This is a genomic window from Paenibacillus pinisoli, assembly GCF_003605435.1.
GTDB lineage: Bacteria > Bacillota > Bacilli > Paenibacillales > Paenibacillaceae > Pristimantibacillus > Pristimantibacillus pinisoli.
In genome coordinates, this window is the sequence record NZ_QXQB01000003.1 from 294,893 (window position 1) to 312,186 (window position 17,294).

Here is a 17,294-nt window from a genome sequence, read left to right on the forward strand (position 1 = left end):
CTCGGCTATTCCCTGCTCATCCGCCCATACCAAAAAGACACCCGCCTCGCTGCCCGTTATAGGGAACAAGGGGATGTCCTCGGCCTTAGCTTTCTTCGTTTTTTGCAACGTCAACCACAATGCTTCCAATCAGCTTGCCGTTCATATAAGGCAGCAGCCGCCATTTGCCCGGCTCCGGCAGCATCATGGAGGATGGCAGTCTGTCATAGCTGCCCGCCGGCCCGTACTTGAGGATAGATAACAGCTTATCGCTGCCTTCCCTGACAGCCTTCACCTCAAAATCGCCCTTCTGAGCCAGATTCCTGTCCAAGAAGAACCACATATATTTGTTGTGTTGGTTGGCGATAAAGCCGGGATCAACGAAAGCAATGGTGCCCGGAATGCCTCTTAGCTCGTAGGTTTCCTTGGAGAAGGTTGGTGTAAGCGACCAGTCCGGCTCCGCGACCTCCAGCACCACATCCGCATAATGCTCACCGTCTAAAGTGAATTCATATCGCCACATTCCCGGCAACGGCAGCGCGAAGCTTGCGGTCCATCTCTCCAGCCCCTCGTAGCCTGAGCTCGGGGCCTCGACTACAAAAGGCTCAACAGCCTTTGTCCTCTCTCCCGTGCGCAGATGCACCGCCTCCAGAGAAAGCGTCTTTCCTCTCAACTCTTCGAATGGAGCTGCAAAATGAAACAGATATCCGTACGAAATGCCTGCCTTCAGCTCAGGGTCGGGGAATGCCTCCAGCAGCAGCTGTCCATCCCGATAATAAGCCTGACGCGCCTCTATTTGCTCCCCCCTGCTGAAGAGCGAGCTTCCGTCCATCGCATAAAAGATAACCAATCCGATAAAAGCGACCGCCCCCAGGAGCACGGCCGGCACCCTAAGGCTCCTTCTTACAGCACCGCCTTTCACACGGCTTCTCACGTTTTCCTTCAGCTCCTCTGTGAAACGGGACGAATCAAAGGGCGATTCCGCCAGCCGATCCTCCCAGCTCCGATCATGCTTGCTCATACTCATGCCTCCCGTCTTCCCTGCGCGACCAGCATTCGGACATCTTTTTCCTGGCACGGGACAGCCTGGACTTGACCGTACCTTCCGGCAAGCCGAGCGCTGCTGCGATCTCCTCCGTCTTCAGCCCGAAGTGATAGGCCAGGAGCAGCACTTCCCTATACTTCCTTGGCAGCTCCAGCACGGTATCCCATACCTCCCGCGAAGCCATTCGCTCGAACGCGACTTGCTCGGCGGACGCTGAGGCGCCGTCCTCTCTGAACGAACCCATCAGCACGACTCTGCGCACAAAGGCATTGCGCAAATACCCCAGCGCCTTGTACCTCGTAATGCCAAGCAGCCAGCTCTTGACGCTGGCTTCGCCCCTGAAGCTGTACAGGCTGTTGTATGCCGCAAGAAACGCGTCCTGGGCTATGTCATCGGCAGCCTCCCTCTGGCGGGTCAGAAAGTAAGCGAAATTCCAGACATCCTCGCCATACTGACTCATCAGTTCCTCCAGCACGGCAGAGCGGTCGAAGCCCGGCGCCAGATGATGCAAGTAATGCTTCTCCACTGCTCTTCACCTCTATGAATAAGTGTCTTCAAGCGGCCTTCCGGTTCCCGTTTTCCAATATTTTATCGTTTCATGTTCCGTATCCGGGGTTATTTACCTTAAAGCTATCATGATTCGAGAGCAATAGGGAAGGGGACGAATGAGATGTCGTGGAGAGAAAAAAAGGGGCTGAAATGGCTCGTAGCCGCTATTCTGGTGCTGCTGTTGTTTTATCTGCTCCGCCTGAACCGCGAATGGCTTCGTCCCATCGGCGTCGTTCTGAATGCGGTGTTTTTTCCGTTCGCCGTTACCGGCGTCTTGTATTATCTGTTTCGCCCGCTCGTGGAATGGCTGGAGAGGCGAAAAGCACCGCGCGGGCTCGCGGTGCTTCTAGTCTTTGTCGCTATCGGCTTGTCGCTTGCAGGCATCATCTGGACGGCGGGGCCGTTCTTTCAGAAGCAATTCACCAGCTTCGCGGCGCAAGTGCCCGAGATGGTCGAATTCGTAGCCGACGGCATCGAGTCGCTCCGCAACGGGCAGGAGGCGCTGGCCCCGCCTATCAAGGAAGCGATCCCGAATCTCAGCCAGGAGATCGGGTCGGAGTGGAACCGGTATGCAGGCTCCATCGCAAGCAGCCTGCTGCGCGTCTTCAACTGGATGAGCAATGCCTTGTTCGTCCTTGGACTCGTGCCGTTCATTCTGTTCTATATGCTGAAGGACGGAGACAAGCTTGTGCCCCGCTTAATCGCCTTGACGCCTCCAGCCTACAGAGAGCAAATGCCCGCTTTGCTGAAGGAGCTGGACGAGACGCTGTCTTCCTTCATCCGGGGCAAAGCAGTCATCAGCATCGTTGTTGGCCTCATGCTGTTAGCGGGCTATTCCATCATCGGCCTGGAGTATGCGCTAGTCCTCGCCGTCATCGGCATGCTCGCCAATATCGTGCCATTCTTCGGGCCGGTCATCGGCGCGGCGCCAGCCGTGTTGGTCGCGCTGTTCCAGGACCCCGTCAAAGCGCTGTACGTCGTGCTGGTCACCGTCATCATCCAGCAGATTGAAGGCAACTTCATCTCCCCGCAGGTCATGGGCAAGACGATGGACATCCACCCCGTCACGGTCATCGTGCTAATCGTAGCGGCAGGCAGTGTCTCCGGACTGATCGGCATCCTGATCGTAGTGCCTGTATATGCGGTTGTAAAAGTGATCATCAAGCATGGGCGCAATCTGTATCTGTCCCGTCGCCGCGAGCATGACAAAGGCTGCCACGGAAGTCGGTTATGACTTCCGGGCAGCCTTTATTAGACCGTGGAGCTTCGCTTTATAGGAATACAATCATCGAAAGCACGAACATAAAGATGACTCCGGCAATCATTGGAACAGACGTCCGTTTGACAATGGCGATCGGGTCGGCTTTCACCGTTCCGGCCACGATTAGGATTACTGCGGCTACCGGCGAGACGGCACGGAAGAGATTGCCCGACAGGCCAAGCGGAACGGAAATCGCAATCGGGCTAATGCCCGCTGCAACCGCCAATGGCACGATAAGCGGCACCATCGCAAAGATCAGGGCTGTGCCGCTTCCGCTCAAGATAACGATAAGAGCAGTCAGCGCTACCAGGATGAGCGGCAGGATAAAGTCCAGCCCATTCCCTTGAATATGCTGCATCGAGGTTTGAAGCTCGTCCACCAAACCAATCGATTTCAGACCCGTTACGAATACGGATGCGGCTACGAGCAATGCCACGATCGGAATAGCTCCGCCCATGCCTTTGAAGAAGGCTTCCGTCTTCTCCAAGACACTCTTATTTCCTTTATGCCTGATCAATTCACACACAATAGCGAGAATCAGGGATACCAGTGTCGCTACCTCTACACTAATGTTGATCGATTCGCCTGTCGTGATCTGAACAGCGTATACACCTAACAACAAGATGATAGGGAAGATCGGAAGAATCGCATATACCGTTTTGAACAGCTTGCCTCCGCTGATCTCAGCAACAGCTGGCGCATCAAGGTTCTCTGCTTCATCGGCTTTTACATTCAGCTTTTCTTTTTTATCCATTCGCTTCTGCCAGAAGTAATGAACGATTGCGATAAAGATCAGCGTCGGAATGGACACGACGGCATGATAGTTGAAGACATAGTTCGTAACATTCATGCCCTCGAACATGGCATGCTTGGCCAATTCCTCGGCAATCGCCACGTTGTCGCTTCCTAGCGGAGTCGGTACAATGGTTGCCGACGTAGCGATGACCGCGCCTGCGGTCAGGGCTGTCATGCCCGCTTTTCTCAAGATCGGATAAAGAGTGGCGAGCAAGATGATTGCCAGGTTTGATGCACTAGGAATAACCAGGGACAATGCGTTGCCTAACAAGAATACGATTGGTACCAAGATATATACGGATTTGATTTTGGCGATAGGTTTCGTTAACGCATTTACCGTCACCTCATTGGCGCCGATGGAGGACATGTAAGCCGTATATCCGCCCAAGATAAGGACGATAAAGCCCGCGGCTCCAAAGGTTTGTTTGAACTGCGCAACTATGACTTCAAGCGGATCCAGCCAAAACGATCCCGTTGACTCAAATCCTTTAATCGCAATTTCTTTTCCCATGCCCATGCTGATGAGGATGAGAATGATGCCCATCAAGAAGAGCGTAATTTTGATATCCATCTTTTTGATCAGCATATAAATAACGATCGATACGGCTATAATCGCCGAAGCATACATGATGATGTTAGAATCCATGATGTTATTCCTTCCCTAATTGGAATGGTGTAGTTAATTGCATTTTCTCAAACTTTCCATGAACCATTGCTTGAACATGTCCGGATCCAGATCGACGCATACTTTGGCGTTGCTAGGCTGCTTCAAGTATCCCTTCAAATCTACGACCGTACATCCCGCAGTTAATGATCCGTTCAGCTCTACATCCACAAATGTGTCCGCCACTTGGAACATTTCCGGCTGCAGCAGGTAGGCGATCGCGCAGCTGTCGTACATCTTCAAGCCCGTCTTCATGCTGCCGCCTCTATATTTTTGGAACAATTGATAAATCATGTTCCCGGTCTTATTCATCACTTTCAGCTCAGCGCTGTCTTCCGGATACACCAATGCCTTCAAGCCCACATCGAGTCCCACCATGACAACAGGCAGACCGGCAGAGAAGACGATCTTCGCCGCTTCCGGATCGGCGAATATATTAAATTCGGACATGACGCCCATATTCCCGCGTGTTGTGGAGCCGCCCATCAATACGATTTCCGCAATCTTCTCTTTGACTTCCGGGTACATCTTAAGCAAGAGCGCGATATTGGTTAGCGGACCGATAGGCACCAAGGTGATAGGCTCATCGCTTTCCATAATGACGCGGCGCATAGCATTCACGGCATGCTCCTTCAACACCAGATCCTCCGTCGGCTCTTCAAATTCAAAGCCGTCCATCCCCGTTGAACCGTGGATATCGCTGGCATCAATAGGAGCCTTGATGAGAGGCCTATCCGCACCAAGCGCAACCGGGACGTTTTTGCCAAAGAACTTCAGCAAACGCAAAGCGTTAGTCGTTACCTTCTGAAGGCTGACATTGCCGGCAATCGTCGTAATTAAGCGGACATCCAGCTTTTCGCTATAAAGAGCTATGGCAAGCGCAACGGCATCATCAATCCCTGGATCTGTGTCAATAATGATTGGTCTTGGTTGTTGAGTCATCGTATAATTCCTCCTAAAATGAAATATGAAGTAAGCGATTCCAATGCATATATAAAGCAGCCGCCGGGTTATTACGCCCGGCTCTTAATAAACTCTTCCACTTCTGCTGCTGTAGGCATTCCTGTCTGTGCTCCAAGCTTCGTAGTAGACATCGCTGCAACTGCGTTCCCATAGTAGCAAGCTTCCCTGAGCGGAACGCCTTTCGAAAGCGCAAGGGCCAGCCCTCCATTAAATGAATCCCCGGCTCCAGTCGTATCCACTACATCGATCTTGAAAGCTGGAATGTGGATGTCCTTGCCGCCCTCGCGAATGGACACGCCTTGGCTTCCCTTCGTGACGATCAGCTTCCCATCCAGCTCTTCTGCGCTTCTCCCTTGTCTGAGCAAGGTTTGTTCGTGTTCGTTCGGAGTCAGATAATCGATATCGTGAATGAGTTCAGACGGCAGCTCTTGAATAGGGGCCGGATTAAGAATAACCGTTACGCCGTTCTCCTTCGCAATCTCAACAGCCTTCTGTACGCCTTCCAGCGGAATCTCCAATTGAAGAATGAGAATATCGCTTGCTGCAATCACTTCCCGCTTGGATTCAACGAACGCAGCTGTTACATAATTATTAGCCGCAGGCACAACAATGATACTATTGTCCCCGTCAGCCACTACAATCGTTGCCGTCGCCGTCGAATCTGTAACCGGTTCCACATTGCTTACATCGACACCTTCCTTTTGAAGATGCCTCAGAATCTGCTGGCCAAAATCATCATTGCCAATGCAGCCGATTAATTGAACATGAGCTCCAAGCCTAGCGGCAGCTACTGCCTGATTAGCTCCTTTGCCTCCAGGATTCATTTGGAAACGATTGCCGAAGAGCGTCTCGCCTACCTTCGGCACCTGGGAAGTTATCGTCACTAAATCCATATTAATGCTGCCTACAACGGTAATTTTGGGTTTCTGCTCCACACCGGTAACTCCTTAAGTAGAATTTCTCTCTATCAGCTCTACATCCAATTTATAATAAGTGTTCTCTATAGGTTGTTGCTCCATTAGACTAATCAGCATCTCAGCAGATACTTCTCCCAATTTGTAAATAGGCTGAACAATGGTCGTTAGCTCCGGCGTCATAACGGTGGACAGCTTAATTCCGTCAAATCCGATAACGGCAAGCTCTTCGGGCACCTTCTTGCCAAGCTGGTGAGCGACTTTAAGCGCCCCGATAGCCATAATATCATTGGCTGCAAAAATGCCGTCTATCTCCGGATGCTGACGCAGCAGCCCTGCCGTCGCTTCAATGGCTGTCTGCATATCGTAGTTTCCTTCCACGATATAGCTTTCTCTGAACCAAGCCTCACCCGCAACGACTTCTTTATAGCCTTCATAACGCTCTTCCGCATTGACTACGCCATAAGAACCTCTGATATGGCCAATGTGCTTGCACCCCTTGCTCTGCAAATAGCGCGTTGCCATTATGGCGCCCTTCTTGTTCTCCACTACAATTGTCGGAAGCCCCTTGCTGATCTCTCGGTCAATGCTTACGACAGGAATGTTAAGCTCTTCAACCTGCTGAGCAGTCAGTGTATTGGAAGAAACAATAATACCGTTTACATATTGCTGCTTCAGTACATCCAAGTAGGCTTGCTCTTTATCTCCATTACCATCGGAGTTGCACAGTATAACATTATAGCCAAGCTTCGTGGCCATATCTTCAACAGCCCGGGCGAGCTCGGTAAAGAATGGGTTCATGATATCAGGAACAATTAAGCCGATCGTACTCGACTGCTTCTTGAACAAGCTTCTCGCCACTTCGTTGGGCTTGTAGCTTGTTTCTTTGATAGCCTTTTCAACCTTTTCTCTTGTGCGCTGACCTACATATCCTTTATCGTTCAGCACTCTGGACACCGTCGCAACAGATACGCCCGCAATCCTCGCAACGTCTTTAATTGAAGTCATACTCTCACTCCACCCTGATAGGTAACCGGTTACACAATTAATATACACTTGATTATAACGTTAGTCAATATATCAGATTTTGTCGGAACGGTGTCGGCCGAGGTTCACTGAAACGACAAAGAGACCAGCGCGGCAAGCGGCTGGTCTTCTAGTTGAGAAATTAAGATAATCTTACGAGCTTACAAACAAAGCCATATTCACCCGGTTAAGGGTTAAAACGAAGTTTGGGATACTCGCCGGGCTGCATGTCCCAAATCCCAACAATCGGTAATGACATCCACCCATTATACGTACTGGGATTTTGCATCATTAAGGTTAGCATTCCGACGCCTTTTCCAATATCGAATTGCAGGCTCTTCTCCATGTCGTAGTAGCAAGCCATAATGCTTCCGCCATTCATGCCGACCAGTCCGCCCCTGTTCTGAGCGGCGCTATTCACGGGGCCAATCGAATAAGAGTGGGTAATGGAACCCTGGTTATAATTCTCGCCAACCAAGCCCCCGACATTGTTGGAGCCTCCCTCGACAGTAGCGCTCGACCAGCTATTGGTGATTGTACCCAGATTAATGCCTGCTAACCCGCCTAATCCCCAACCATTATTGGATACATTGCCGGTTGCGTAAGATTCCAAAATAATTCCCGAATTAGCCCCTACTAATCCGCCAATGTATTGCAACCCTTCAATATCGACATGGGCAGATGAGCGGAACAAAGTAGCCTGGGGCTCCAACCGGCCAATTAATCCTCCAGCATATGAAGCACCTCCATTAGGATCTCTGCGAATCGTCGTTGTCGCATGAACATTTGTAATTGTCACGCTGCCTTCCACATATCCAGCCAAAGCTCCTATGTTGAATGCTCCCTGGATGTAGGCATTCTCCATTCGCAAATTCCGGATATCAGCCTGTTCACTTATAGTACCGAATAATCCAAGACCAGTGTGACTTGAGTTATCTGTAATGGTCATATTACTTACCTTGTAACCATGTCCATTCAAGCTTCCGGTAAATGGGCGCTCTCTGGTTCCAATCGGCCTCCAGCCGTTACCTGTAATGTAACCGTTCAAGTCGATATCCGCACCAAGCGCAAAGCTGGAAGTCGGGAAGTCCCTCATCATATCCAAATGAGAAGGCGTCATTACGATAAAAGGGTTATTCAGTGTGCCTTCCCCATCATGGAACGGAGACTCGATCGTAATGGGATCGCTCTCTACGGCATGAAGACCATTTGATGTGAATTCAATCCTGACAGCTGTGTCCATCCCCTGGATGCTTAAATCCATGAACGCCGCCACTCCTTCTTCAGCCTGTACGGATGTAGTCCCGCTAAGCTGATGCCCGGAGTCTGTTAGCGCCGCTGTTACGATAGCTGACGATAACGTTCGGTTGCCGTATTTGTCCACGATATGAATAGCAGGCTGAACAGGCATAATCTCCTTATACTTAACTACGATGCTTGGCTGTTCCGCAATCACTAGTTGGGCCGGAGAAGAAGCTTCAATCGTCACAACTCCGGTAGTTGCCGGATGGACTAATCGTCCAATGGTAAAGGATAGGCGCTGCTCCGCAGCGTGATGGAGCTTCATACTTAGATTTGCTTCACCATTCACAAATTCGGCTTCCGCAAGAATGGAGTTTGCAGTGATCTCCAGCTCCTCCACGCTTCCAATTGTTCCATCCGGCGCTTTGCTGAATCCTGACAACAGCACCTCTTCCGTACCTGTGAAGCTTTGATCAACGCTATCGTCTTCCCTCATAACAATCAACTTAACTTCAACCACATCACCTGCGATATGATTACTCGTGATCACATGTGCCTCTGCCCGAAAAGCCCCTTGAACAGGTGTTGGCGTTGGTGTTGGCGTTGGCGTCGGCGTCATTGTTGGTGTTGGCGTCGGTGTTGGCGTTGGCGTTGGCGTCGGCGTCATTGTTGGTGTTGGCGTCGGTGTTGGTGTTGGTGTTGGTGTTGGTGTTGGCGTCATTGTTGCTAGCGGTCCCGGCCAAGTCGCTCCTTCGTATTCGATTTGCTCCACTACACCCAGCCCGAGGAAGCGGGCAAGCCCTTTAATGACAGCTTTTGCGATACGTGTCCCTTTCTCCAAATCGACTATTAAATCCGAGCCCTGATTGACGGTCAAGCGAATGATCTCTCCGCTGTTCAGTTCAATGCTAATAGAATCCGCATCGGATACAACTTCGTCGAAAGAACCAAACAGGCGAATCAGCGACTGAGCCGCAATTTCCTTCGTCAGCCATAGCGCCTCAAAACCTTGCCCCGAAAGCTCCAGTTCTTCCAATACAGCTCCCGACAGCAGCGTTGTATTAGCGATTGCTGTAGTGCCGGAGACGACAATACGCACGTTGCCGTCAAGCTTGTTTACCGTCAAGGAACGGATATCGCTGTCTTCCACATAGATGCTGTGAAGACCTCCACCTCGAACGTAGAGTTCTCCGTTAACGGTCACATTCCGCAGGTAGACTTCTCCTGCACCGACAGATTCGGCAATCGTCAGATTGCCGTCTATGATGATGTTGCTAAGCATTACGCCAGGTGCTGTGATGCTCGTAGAACCGGACAGTTCGAGATTACCGTCGGCCGGCCCGTACGATCCCGCGGCACGGTACGTATACGCAGCTTCGCGAATCATCTCATATGCTCTGTTCAATACGACAACAGCTTGCGCACGCGTTAACGGATTGTTGCCTCCGAACGAGCCGTTCGGGTAGCCCTTCATCCAGCCCGCTTCGATCACTGCTCCCACGGAATCCCGGCTCCATTCCGGCAATTCCTCTGAAGAAGTCGGCATCTCCTGCCCCTTCAGACTGCCAAGCCGGGTCAACATCACAGCCGCCTCGAACCTTGTCAGATCTTTCTCTGGCAGCAGTTTACCGCCTTCGCTCCCGCTCATATACCCCTGGGCGACGGCTGCAGCCGCATCATTGGCATACCAGTCCGATTCCGACACGTCGGTATAGACGACACTGCCGAAGGACCCCCTGAATCCAAAAAGGCGATTGACAAGACTCATCCACTCTGCCCGCGTCACGGAAGCATCAGGCCGGAATGTCCCGTCCGGATACCCGGACATGAATCCTTTTGACAGCCAATCCTTTATCTCAGCTTTGGCCCAGTGATTTCTCAGATCTGGAGGTTCGCCTCCAATGCCCGCTTGGCTGGCTTCTCTTGCATCCGCCTGCTCAGCTGTCAGCGGCAGCACGGATACGATGACCGCCACTGAGAGCGCAACAGCGGCTATCTTCCGAATGATCTTCTTCATTTGACTTGCCTCACTCCCTTGCTTTCTTTCATTCTAGTATTATAAATGGTGAGGTCTTTCAAGAAATCTACCCGCGGTTATAGGTAAGGTTATAGACCTTCTAATTCCTTGCCGCGGCGCAGCGCTTCAACACGGTTGCTCACTTGCAGCTTGCCGTAGATATGATTAATATGCGACTTCAATGTGCCCATGCCGATCCCCAGCTCTGACGCAATCTCCTTATTGTGCAAGCCTGCTGCCATCTTGGCATAAATCATATATTCCCTCTCGGTTAATATAGTCTTGAGAGACACCTCTCCCGCCGACGGGATCGAGATGGCCTGCTCTCCGAAGCCAAGCAGCACCCGCCTGACGAATGCCAGTGTCGGCAAGCCCCGGTCACCGCCCACATGGCCTCTTTTGCGATGCATCATATACTCGTTCAGCAAGCCTGCAACTTCCACTCCCTTGTCCAAAAAGATACGAGTGTACCCGTCCGGCTCCGCATAACCAAGCGCCTCCTCCAGCGTCAGCAGCGCATGCTCCGTCTTGCCCGTCCTGCGATACATCATCGCCTGCAGAATCTGAACTTCAAGAGCGTCCATTGGACGGTGCCCCTTCTCTGATACCTTCAGCAACTTAATCGAAAGCGGATAAGCCTCGTCGTAGTTCTCTTCCGCTATCAGAATGCGCAGAAGCAGAATATAAGGAAATAGCAGATAGATGGACACAGGGTCCGTAGACGATAATTCGTATTTGTCCCGCCATTCAACCGCCGCTTGCAGCCTTCCATGCTCTATCTCGATGGCTGCATGCTCCGCTTCAAGATACAGCCAAATATCATCTGACGCTTTTCTCGCTACGGCCTCAGCAGCCGCTTCATCCAGCCATCGGAGCGACTCCTCCGGATCCTGTCTCGCACGATAGAGCCTCGAGAGGAATAAGTAGACAGGCAGATAGACCTTCTCCGGTTGGAATGAATTGCCGGTGTTCTCTGCCAAAGTCAGACGCAGCTCCTTCTCTGACTCTTCCAGTTCGTCGCGCTCGTACAAATATTCGGCGTAGCACATTCGCGCCTGCGCCTGAATATTCATAGGCGTAAAAAACTCAATCATTCCACGAAATAATGGCTCGGCCACCTCCCGCGGCAAATGCTTGCCTCGTTTACCGTTATAATTGCGGAAGGCAGTAGGGACCAACTGGGGCGAAGGCGAGGCATACAGCAGCTCGCTCCCCTCTGGAATATAACGCATGGAATGCATAATATGCCCAAGACCGTCCACAACGTCCATCTCATATTTGGTTGCCTTGATGCTTCGCAAGAAATGGAGATTGCCGAGCAGGTTTTCTTTCTCCCCTTCTTTCCAATCTGACACCGGATCGCTTAAGCGCTCGTCGGCTTGCCTCAGCAGCAAGTCCGCCTGATCAGGCTTATTGTCCATTAACAAAGCAAGTATGTAGGATAAATAGAGCGACCGATTCTCCCATAGCAATGCTTCCGGAATAACCGACAGCCATCCGCGCAATGTAGAGAATTCGCGCCGAATCATGAATGCGTTCATCTTTGCGAGCAACCGGACCGCCTCTTCATAACACTTCCCCGCCAAGTAATAATCGACCGCTTCCTCCTCAAGCTTCTGGCTTTCGAACCATGCCGCGGCTGCTTTTTGGAGCTCGGTTACTCGCCCGTGCCGCTCTTTCTCCAATCTGGCCCGCAGGAAATCTGCAAAGAGATGATGGAATCTCCACCATCCCCGTTCATGGTCAAGCGGAATAAGAAACAAGTTGGCATTCTCCAAAAACTCTATGCACTGTCCCGCATCGCCCCTTCCTGTAACCGCGCGGCATAATGGCTCGCTGAATCGGTTTAATGGCGAGCATTCCATAAGAAAGGACTTTTGTTCGGCAGTCAGTGACTCAAAAATCTCCTCGAACAAATACTGCTCCATCATTTTTCCGTTTACCGGAAGATTGCTTACCTTTGCAAGATCGAATGACTTGCCTTCCCTTACCTGCGATAGCAAAAGCAGCTTCAGCCCAGTAATCCAGCCTTCCGTCATCTGCAGTATTTGTTCCTTCTGTGCGCCAGTCAAACCGCGAACGCCGCTCTGCCTGAGGAACTCCTCTGTATCCCCCAGATTAAATCGAAGCTGCGTTTCATCAAGCCGCATAGCCCAGCCCCTGCTGAAAAATCTGGCTTTCGACAGCATCGCATCGGTTCGCGCCGCCACAATCAAATGCATATCCTCAGGCAAATAATCGATCAAATAAAAGAAGGCTTCTATGACGAGCGGTTCACGGATCAAATGAAAATCGTCAAGGACCAGGTATACTCTCCCTTTATCGTTTCGAAGCTCGTTCATAAATCGAATCAGAAAAGACTCGAAGCCCTCTGAAGGCATGGATGCAAGCGCTGGCATGACCCGCCCGGCAAATCCCGGACGGCAGCAGTCGATGGCAGCGGCGACATATTGCCAGAATCGGACGGGGTCGTTGTCTCCTTCATCAAGGGAAAGCCAGCCGATTGCCCAGCCTTGACGCTGATGAGCCCATGCGCTGATCAGCGTGGTTTTTCCATAGCCTGCCGGAGCGGAAACATAGGTGATTCTTCTTCGGGCCCCTTCATCCAGCAAATCAAGCAGTTGAGGCCGAGAGACATATGCTTTTGACGGTATGGGCATGTGCAATTTGGAAGTCAATAGATGCGAGTCAGATCCAGTCATCCTGCTTCTTCCTCTCTGTGCATTATCTTTGATGTCATTATACCTCACATTTTGTCAGAACAGCGTCGAAAAGAGTGTAATGAACCGCAAAAAAAGACCAGTCCGGCAAATGACTGGCCTCTTCTTGATAAAACCGGCATAACTAGTCCCTGATGCTCTCTACCACAGAGCGGCAAGCGGTCAACGGTACCACTATCTGCATTTTACAGCAATAGCTCAAGCCACTGTTCTTTCGTAATTGCGCCAAAATAATACGGCAAATCCAGGCTGTCCGTCAGCTCGCGCAGCGAAGCTGCATCATAACGGGTGCCCGCAAGACGCTCCGCAACCTCGGCGCTGTCGCCCCTGCCGAAATAATCGCCGAAGATGGCCGCTTCCGCAATGACGCCCTCTTCCACTTGCAGACGGACGTCGAAGGTGCCGACGCCTTCAATCCGCTTGCGCTGCTGCACGTTGAAAGCAGGCGAGCGGCCATAGTTCCACTCCCAGCTGCGATAGCGCTCGTCCGCCAGCTTGCGGACCTTGTCCCAGTCCCCGTCGCTCAGCTCGTAGACCGGAATCTCTTCGGAATCCTCGAACAGCGATTGCAGCAGCTTCTGCCGGAATTCCTCGGTCGTCATCGGCTCCTGCAGGAATTCGGAAATGTTCGCCACGCGGCTGCGGATCGATTTCGTCGACTTGGATACATATTTTTCGGCGTTGACCTTAAGCGCCGACACCACGTTTTCAATCTCGGAGTCGAACAGAAGCGTGCCGTGGCTGAACATTTTGCCCTTTGTATGGAATTGAGCATTGCCGGATATCTTCCGCTCTCCGACCTGCAGGTCATTGCGTCCGGTCAACTCGGCTTCTACGCCCAGCTTGCGGAGCGCGCGGACGACAGGCTCCGTGAACTTCTTGAAGTTATGGAATGAACCGCCGTCATCTTTCATAATGAAACTGAAATTGAGATTGCCCAGGTCGTGATAGACCGCGCCGCCTCCCGACAGCCTCCGCACGACATGAAGATTGTTGTCCTTCACATATTCGGCGTTGATCTCTTCAACCGTATTCTGGTTTTTGCCGATAATGATGGACGGCTCGTTGATATAGAACAGAAGATAGTCGTCTTCGTCCGGCAAGGAACGAAGAATGTATTCCTCAAGCGCCAGATTAAGCGCCGGATCGGTAATGCCGTTGTTGCTGATGAACCGCATGAGTCATCCTCCTTCACGTTGTCGAAGCTATGGCCGCTTCCAAAGGTACATTGTCTAATAGGCATGTCCTTAGGGAGATTATACCTGTGAGCGGCTCTCCGGTTCAACCGGGATAGCTTTTGCCGCGGACGAGGAGTAGAATGGGTAAAAAATGGTGAGGAGCTGATCTGATATGGAATACCGTCGTTTGGGAAATAGCGGGCTGAAGGTGTCCGCTCTGGGACTGGGGACGAACGCGTTCGGCAAGCGGTCCGACGAGCGCGCTTCGATCGATATTATTCATGAGGCGCTGGATAACGGCGTTACGTTCATCGATACTGCCAATATCTATGCCGGAACGGAGTCGGAGAGGATCATCGGCCTCGCGCTGGAGGGCAGACGCCATGAAGCGGTGCTGACGACCAAGGCAGGCTTGCCGCGCGGCGCGGGCGCCTATGAGCGCGGATCATCCCGCCGCCATCTGATGAGCGAGCTGGAGGGCAGCCTGCGAAGGCTGAATACCGATTATGTCGATTTGTACCAAATCCACACCTTCGATCCCGAGACGCCGCTGGAAGAGACGCTGCGGACGCTCGATGATATGGTGCGCTCCGGCAAAGTCCGCTATATCGGCGCATCCAACTACTATGCGTGGGAGCTTATGAAAGCACTCGGCATCAGCGACAAGCTGGGACTGAATGCGTACGTATCGATGCAGACGAGCTATTCGCTTGCGGACCGGACGCCGGAGCGCGAGCTTATCCCGCTTTGCCTCGATCAAGGACTCGGCGTTATTCCATATTTCCCGCTGGCGGGCGGCATTCTTACCGGCAAATATGCCTCGGCGCAGGATGCGCCGGAGGGTTCGCGCGCAGACACTGACCCCGGCTTCAAGCGGTTCATGGAAGAGAGGAACCTGACGCTTGCGCGCCAGGTGAATGAATTGGCGGCGGAAATCGGCACGACGGCAAGCACGCTGTCGCTTGCCTGGCTGATGGCCCGGCCCGCTGTCTCCACGGTCATCGTCGGCGCGACACGTGTCAGCCAGCTCCGCGACAATCTCTCCAGCTTAGATCTGAGGCTGAGCGCTGAGACGCTGGCGCGGCTGGACGAGATCAGCCTGCCGTTCAGGCAAGGCGAGCCATTCGCCGTGTACCGGCTGTCTTAATCCAGCCCGTCGCTGGAGCTTTCGTGAGCTGCCGGCTCCGATACGGCCGTCACCCGGCTGGCCCGGATGACAAGCTCATTCATATGCTGCAAGCCGCTGCCCGAATCCAGCAGCGCGCGCAGCTCGAAGCCGCCGCCGCTTACGTCCAGCTCCTCATAGAGCCAGTGATTGCCCGGCAAGGGACTGAGCGCCTCATAATGGGTCACACCTTCGAACCGAAGGAATAGATGAGCATGGCCAAGCATCGAGCCGCTGCAGTCCAGCAGCAGCTCGATGCTTTTTTCATCCTCGCTGACCGTTGCGGCGATGACCCTCGCGTCATGAAGCCGGTGGATGATGCTGCGCTCCTCGGGCAGCTTAGACTCGACCCGCCGGTAACGCGTCCAATATGCATCCCTTGCCTCTTCCCATTCGCGCTCAAGGTCTTGCTTCCATGCCTCGGCTTTTCTACGAAATTCAGTGGACGGCATCCCCATTCTTTTCAAGTCGCCTTCGCCGCGCTTAATAGCTTCCTGTAGCTCTTGCGGCATATGGCGGGTAATGATTGGCTCCAGATAGGAATAGAAGGCAAGCGATTCCGCCTCGTAATCCCTGTCATTCTCCACATACCACTGCCTGTCGGCTGCATAGTCCTCCTCACTTTCATGAAAGACGAGAAAGCCCCGAATTTGCATCTTCCGATACTGCTCCGCCGTGAAGTACTTCAACCTAGTCCCCTCCTCATATGAACGCCAGACACCAATCATGCCAAAAAAAGGGCCGGATACGAGCTCCTCTCCCTCGCCCCGGCCTTAGACCTTCTATACGTTATCGGCTGGATAGACAATGCCGAGCTGCCTTCTGGCCTCGTCCATAATTTCCATCGTAATAAGAGACACCTCGTGCGTATTTACCGATGACTCTCGCTTGCCTTCATTCAGCAGCTGGATAAATTCATCCAGCTCATAGTACATCGTATGCTCGATTGTCGGCCTTGTCAGATCCTGAACCTGGCCGTCACGCGTATGCAGCTCGATCCGCACCGGCTCGCTGATTTTATTAATGACAAGATTGCCGTTCTCCCCTTGAATCTCATTCGGCAGCGATGAACTAGTAATCTTGGAATGCATCAGCACCGCATCCATCGAATCGTAGCCCAGAATGATGCTGCCTTCTCCGTCTACGCCTGTCTCAAGCTTAACCCCTTCCGCCTTGACCGTGCGAGGTCTGCCGAATAGGGCAACTGCAGGATAGATGCAATAGATGCCGATATCCATCAGGGAGCCGTTCGACAGCTCCGGCTTGAACGCATTCATCACCTCGCCTGCCTTGTAGGCGTCATAACGGGAGGAATATTGACAGAAGCTCGCAAAATATCGCCGTACCGGTCCGATTCGCTCCAGATTGTCGCGCAGAACGCCAAAGCCCGGCATAAGCGTCGACTTCACCGCTTCCATCAACAACGTGCCTGTGCGGTTCGCCGTTTCTATCATTTCCTTCAGCTCGCGGACATTGGAAGCCGCCGGCTTCTCGCACAAGACGTGAATGCCGTGATTCATCGCCGTGACCGCATGCGGAGCATGAAAGCTGTTAGGGCTTGCGATGTAGACGGCGTCGATCTCTCCGCTGGCGAACATAGCGTCCAGGCTCGTGAAGCGGTGCGGAATTCCATGCTTGTCCGCGAATGCCGCAGCTGTCTCTTCCGTGCGGGAATAGACCGCCGTCAGGCTGAATTGCTCGTGCAGCTTGGCCGCCGCGAGGAATCTTTCGGTAATCCAGTTCGTTCCGATAAGGCCGAATCGTATCATGTTGAAC

The 17,294-nt window shown here is 52.5% G+C and carries 13 protein-coding genes; 2 read left to right on the plus strand and 11 right to left on the minus strand.

Going from position 1 to position 17,294, the window contains the following annotated elements:
- Positions 1-85: 85 nt before the first annotated feature.
- Complete coding sequence (locus D3P09_RS14850; protein WP_165867447.1) at positions 86-1,000, minus strand: DUF4871 domain-containing protein; 915 nt, start codon at positions 998-1,000, stop codon at positions 86-88.
- Positions 987-1,550, minus strand: coding sequence for an RNA polymerase sigma factor (locus D3P09_RS14855; RefSeq protein WP_243644200.1), 564 nt, complete (start codon positions 1,548-1,550; stop codon positions 987-989). The genes D3P09_RS14850 and D3P09_RS14855 overlap by 14 nt, the downstream gene beginning before the upstream one ends.
- A gap of 144 nt (positions 1,551-1,694) precedes the next feature.
- Here D3P09_RS14855 and D3P09_RS14860 point away from each other — a divergent pair, with 144 nt between their 5' ends.
- Positions 1,695-2,807 carry an AI-2E family transporter gene (locus D3P09_RS14860; protein ID WP_120111477.1) on the plus strand — a complete coding sequence of 371 codons (1,113 nt, stop codon included), beginning with the start codon at positions 1,695-1,697 and terminating at the stop codon, positions 2,805-2,807.
- Between the two features lie 37 nt (positions 2,808-2,844).
- Here the strand turns inward: D3P09_RS14860 and dcuC are convergent, their stop codons facing one another.
- From dcuC to lplA, 7 genes are all read right to left on the minus strand, one after another.
- Entirely contained in the window at positions 2,845-4,275 is a 1,431-nt protein-coding gene (dcuC, locus tag D3P09_RS14865) for a C4-dicarboxylate transporter DcuC (protein ID WP_120111479.1), read from the minus strand.
- A 33-nt stretch (positions 4,276-4,308) separates the two neighbouring features.
- Positions 4,309-5,235: a ribonucleoside hydrolase RihC gene (rihC, locus tag D3P09_RS14870; RefSeq protein ID WP_120111482.1), complete on the minus strand. Its 927-nt coding sequence runs from the start codon at positions 5,233-5,235 to the stop codon at positions 4,309-4,311.
- Positions 5,236-5,306: 71 nt separating this feature from the next.
- Complete coding sequence (gene rbsK, locus D3P09_RS14875; RefSeq protein ID WP_120111485.1) at positions 5,307-6,191, minus strand: ribokinase; 885 nt, start codon at positions 6,189-6,191, stop codon at positions 5,307-5,309.
- A gap of 12 nt (positions 6,192-6,203) precedes the next feature.
- Positions 6,204-7,178 carry a LacI family DNA-binding transcriptional regulator gene (locus D3P09_RS14880; protein WP_120111488.1) on the minus strand — a complete coding sequence of 325 codons (975 nt, stop codon included), beginning with the start codon at positions 7,176-7,178 and terminating at the stop codon, positions 6,204-6,206.
- Between the two features lie 205 nt (positions 7,179-7,383).
- Positions 7,384-10,455, minus strand: a complete 3,072-nt coding sequence (locus D3P09_RS14885) for an S-layer homology domain-containing protein (protein ID WP_120111491.1) — start codon at positions 10,453-10,455, stop codon at positions 7,384-7,386.
- An 89-nt stretch (positions 10,456-10,544) separates the two neighbouring features.
- On the minus strand, positions 10,545-13,157 hold the full coding sequence (locus tag D3P09_RS14890; RefSeq protein ID WP_120111493.1) for a winged helix-turn-helix domain-containing protein: 2,613 nt from the start codon (positions 13,155-13,157) through the stop codon (positions 10,545-10,547).
- A gap of 203 nt (positions 13,158-13,360) precedes the next feature.
- Entirely contained in the window at positions 13,361-14,353 is a 993-nt protein-coding gene (gene lplA, locus D3P09_RS14895) for a lipoate--protein ligase (RefSeq protein ID WP_120111495.1), read from the minus strand.
- Between the two features lie 172 nt (positions 14,354-14,525).
- Here lplA and D3P09_RS14900 point away from each other — a divergent pair, with 172 nt between their 5' ends.
- A complete protein-coding gene (locus D3P09_RS14900) occupies positions 14,526-15,500 on the plus strand; it encodes an aldo/keto reductase (RefSeq protein ID WP_120111497.1) in 975 nt (324 codons plus the stop codon).
- Here the strand turns inward: D3P09_RS14900 and D3P09_RS14905 are convergent.
- On the minus strand, positions 15,497-16,207 hold the full coding sequence (locus tag D3P09_RS14905) for a DUF4085 family protein (protein WP_165867448.1): 711 nt from the start codon (positions 16,205-16,207) through the stop codon (positions 15,497-15,499). The two genes, D3P09_RS14900 and D3P09_RS14905, sit on opposite strands and share 4 nt — an antisense overlap.
- A gap of 93 nt (positions 16,208-16,300) precedes the next feature.
- Complete coding sequence (locus D3P09_RS14910) at positions 16,301-17,287, minus strand: Gfo/Idh/MocA family protein (RefSeq protein ID WP_120111502.1); 987 nt, start codon at positions 17,285-17,287, stop codon at positions 16,301-16,303.
- Between the last annotated feature and the right edge of the window lie 7 nt (positions 17,288-17,294).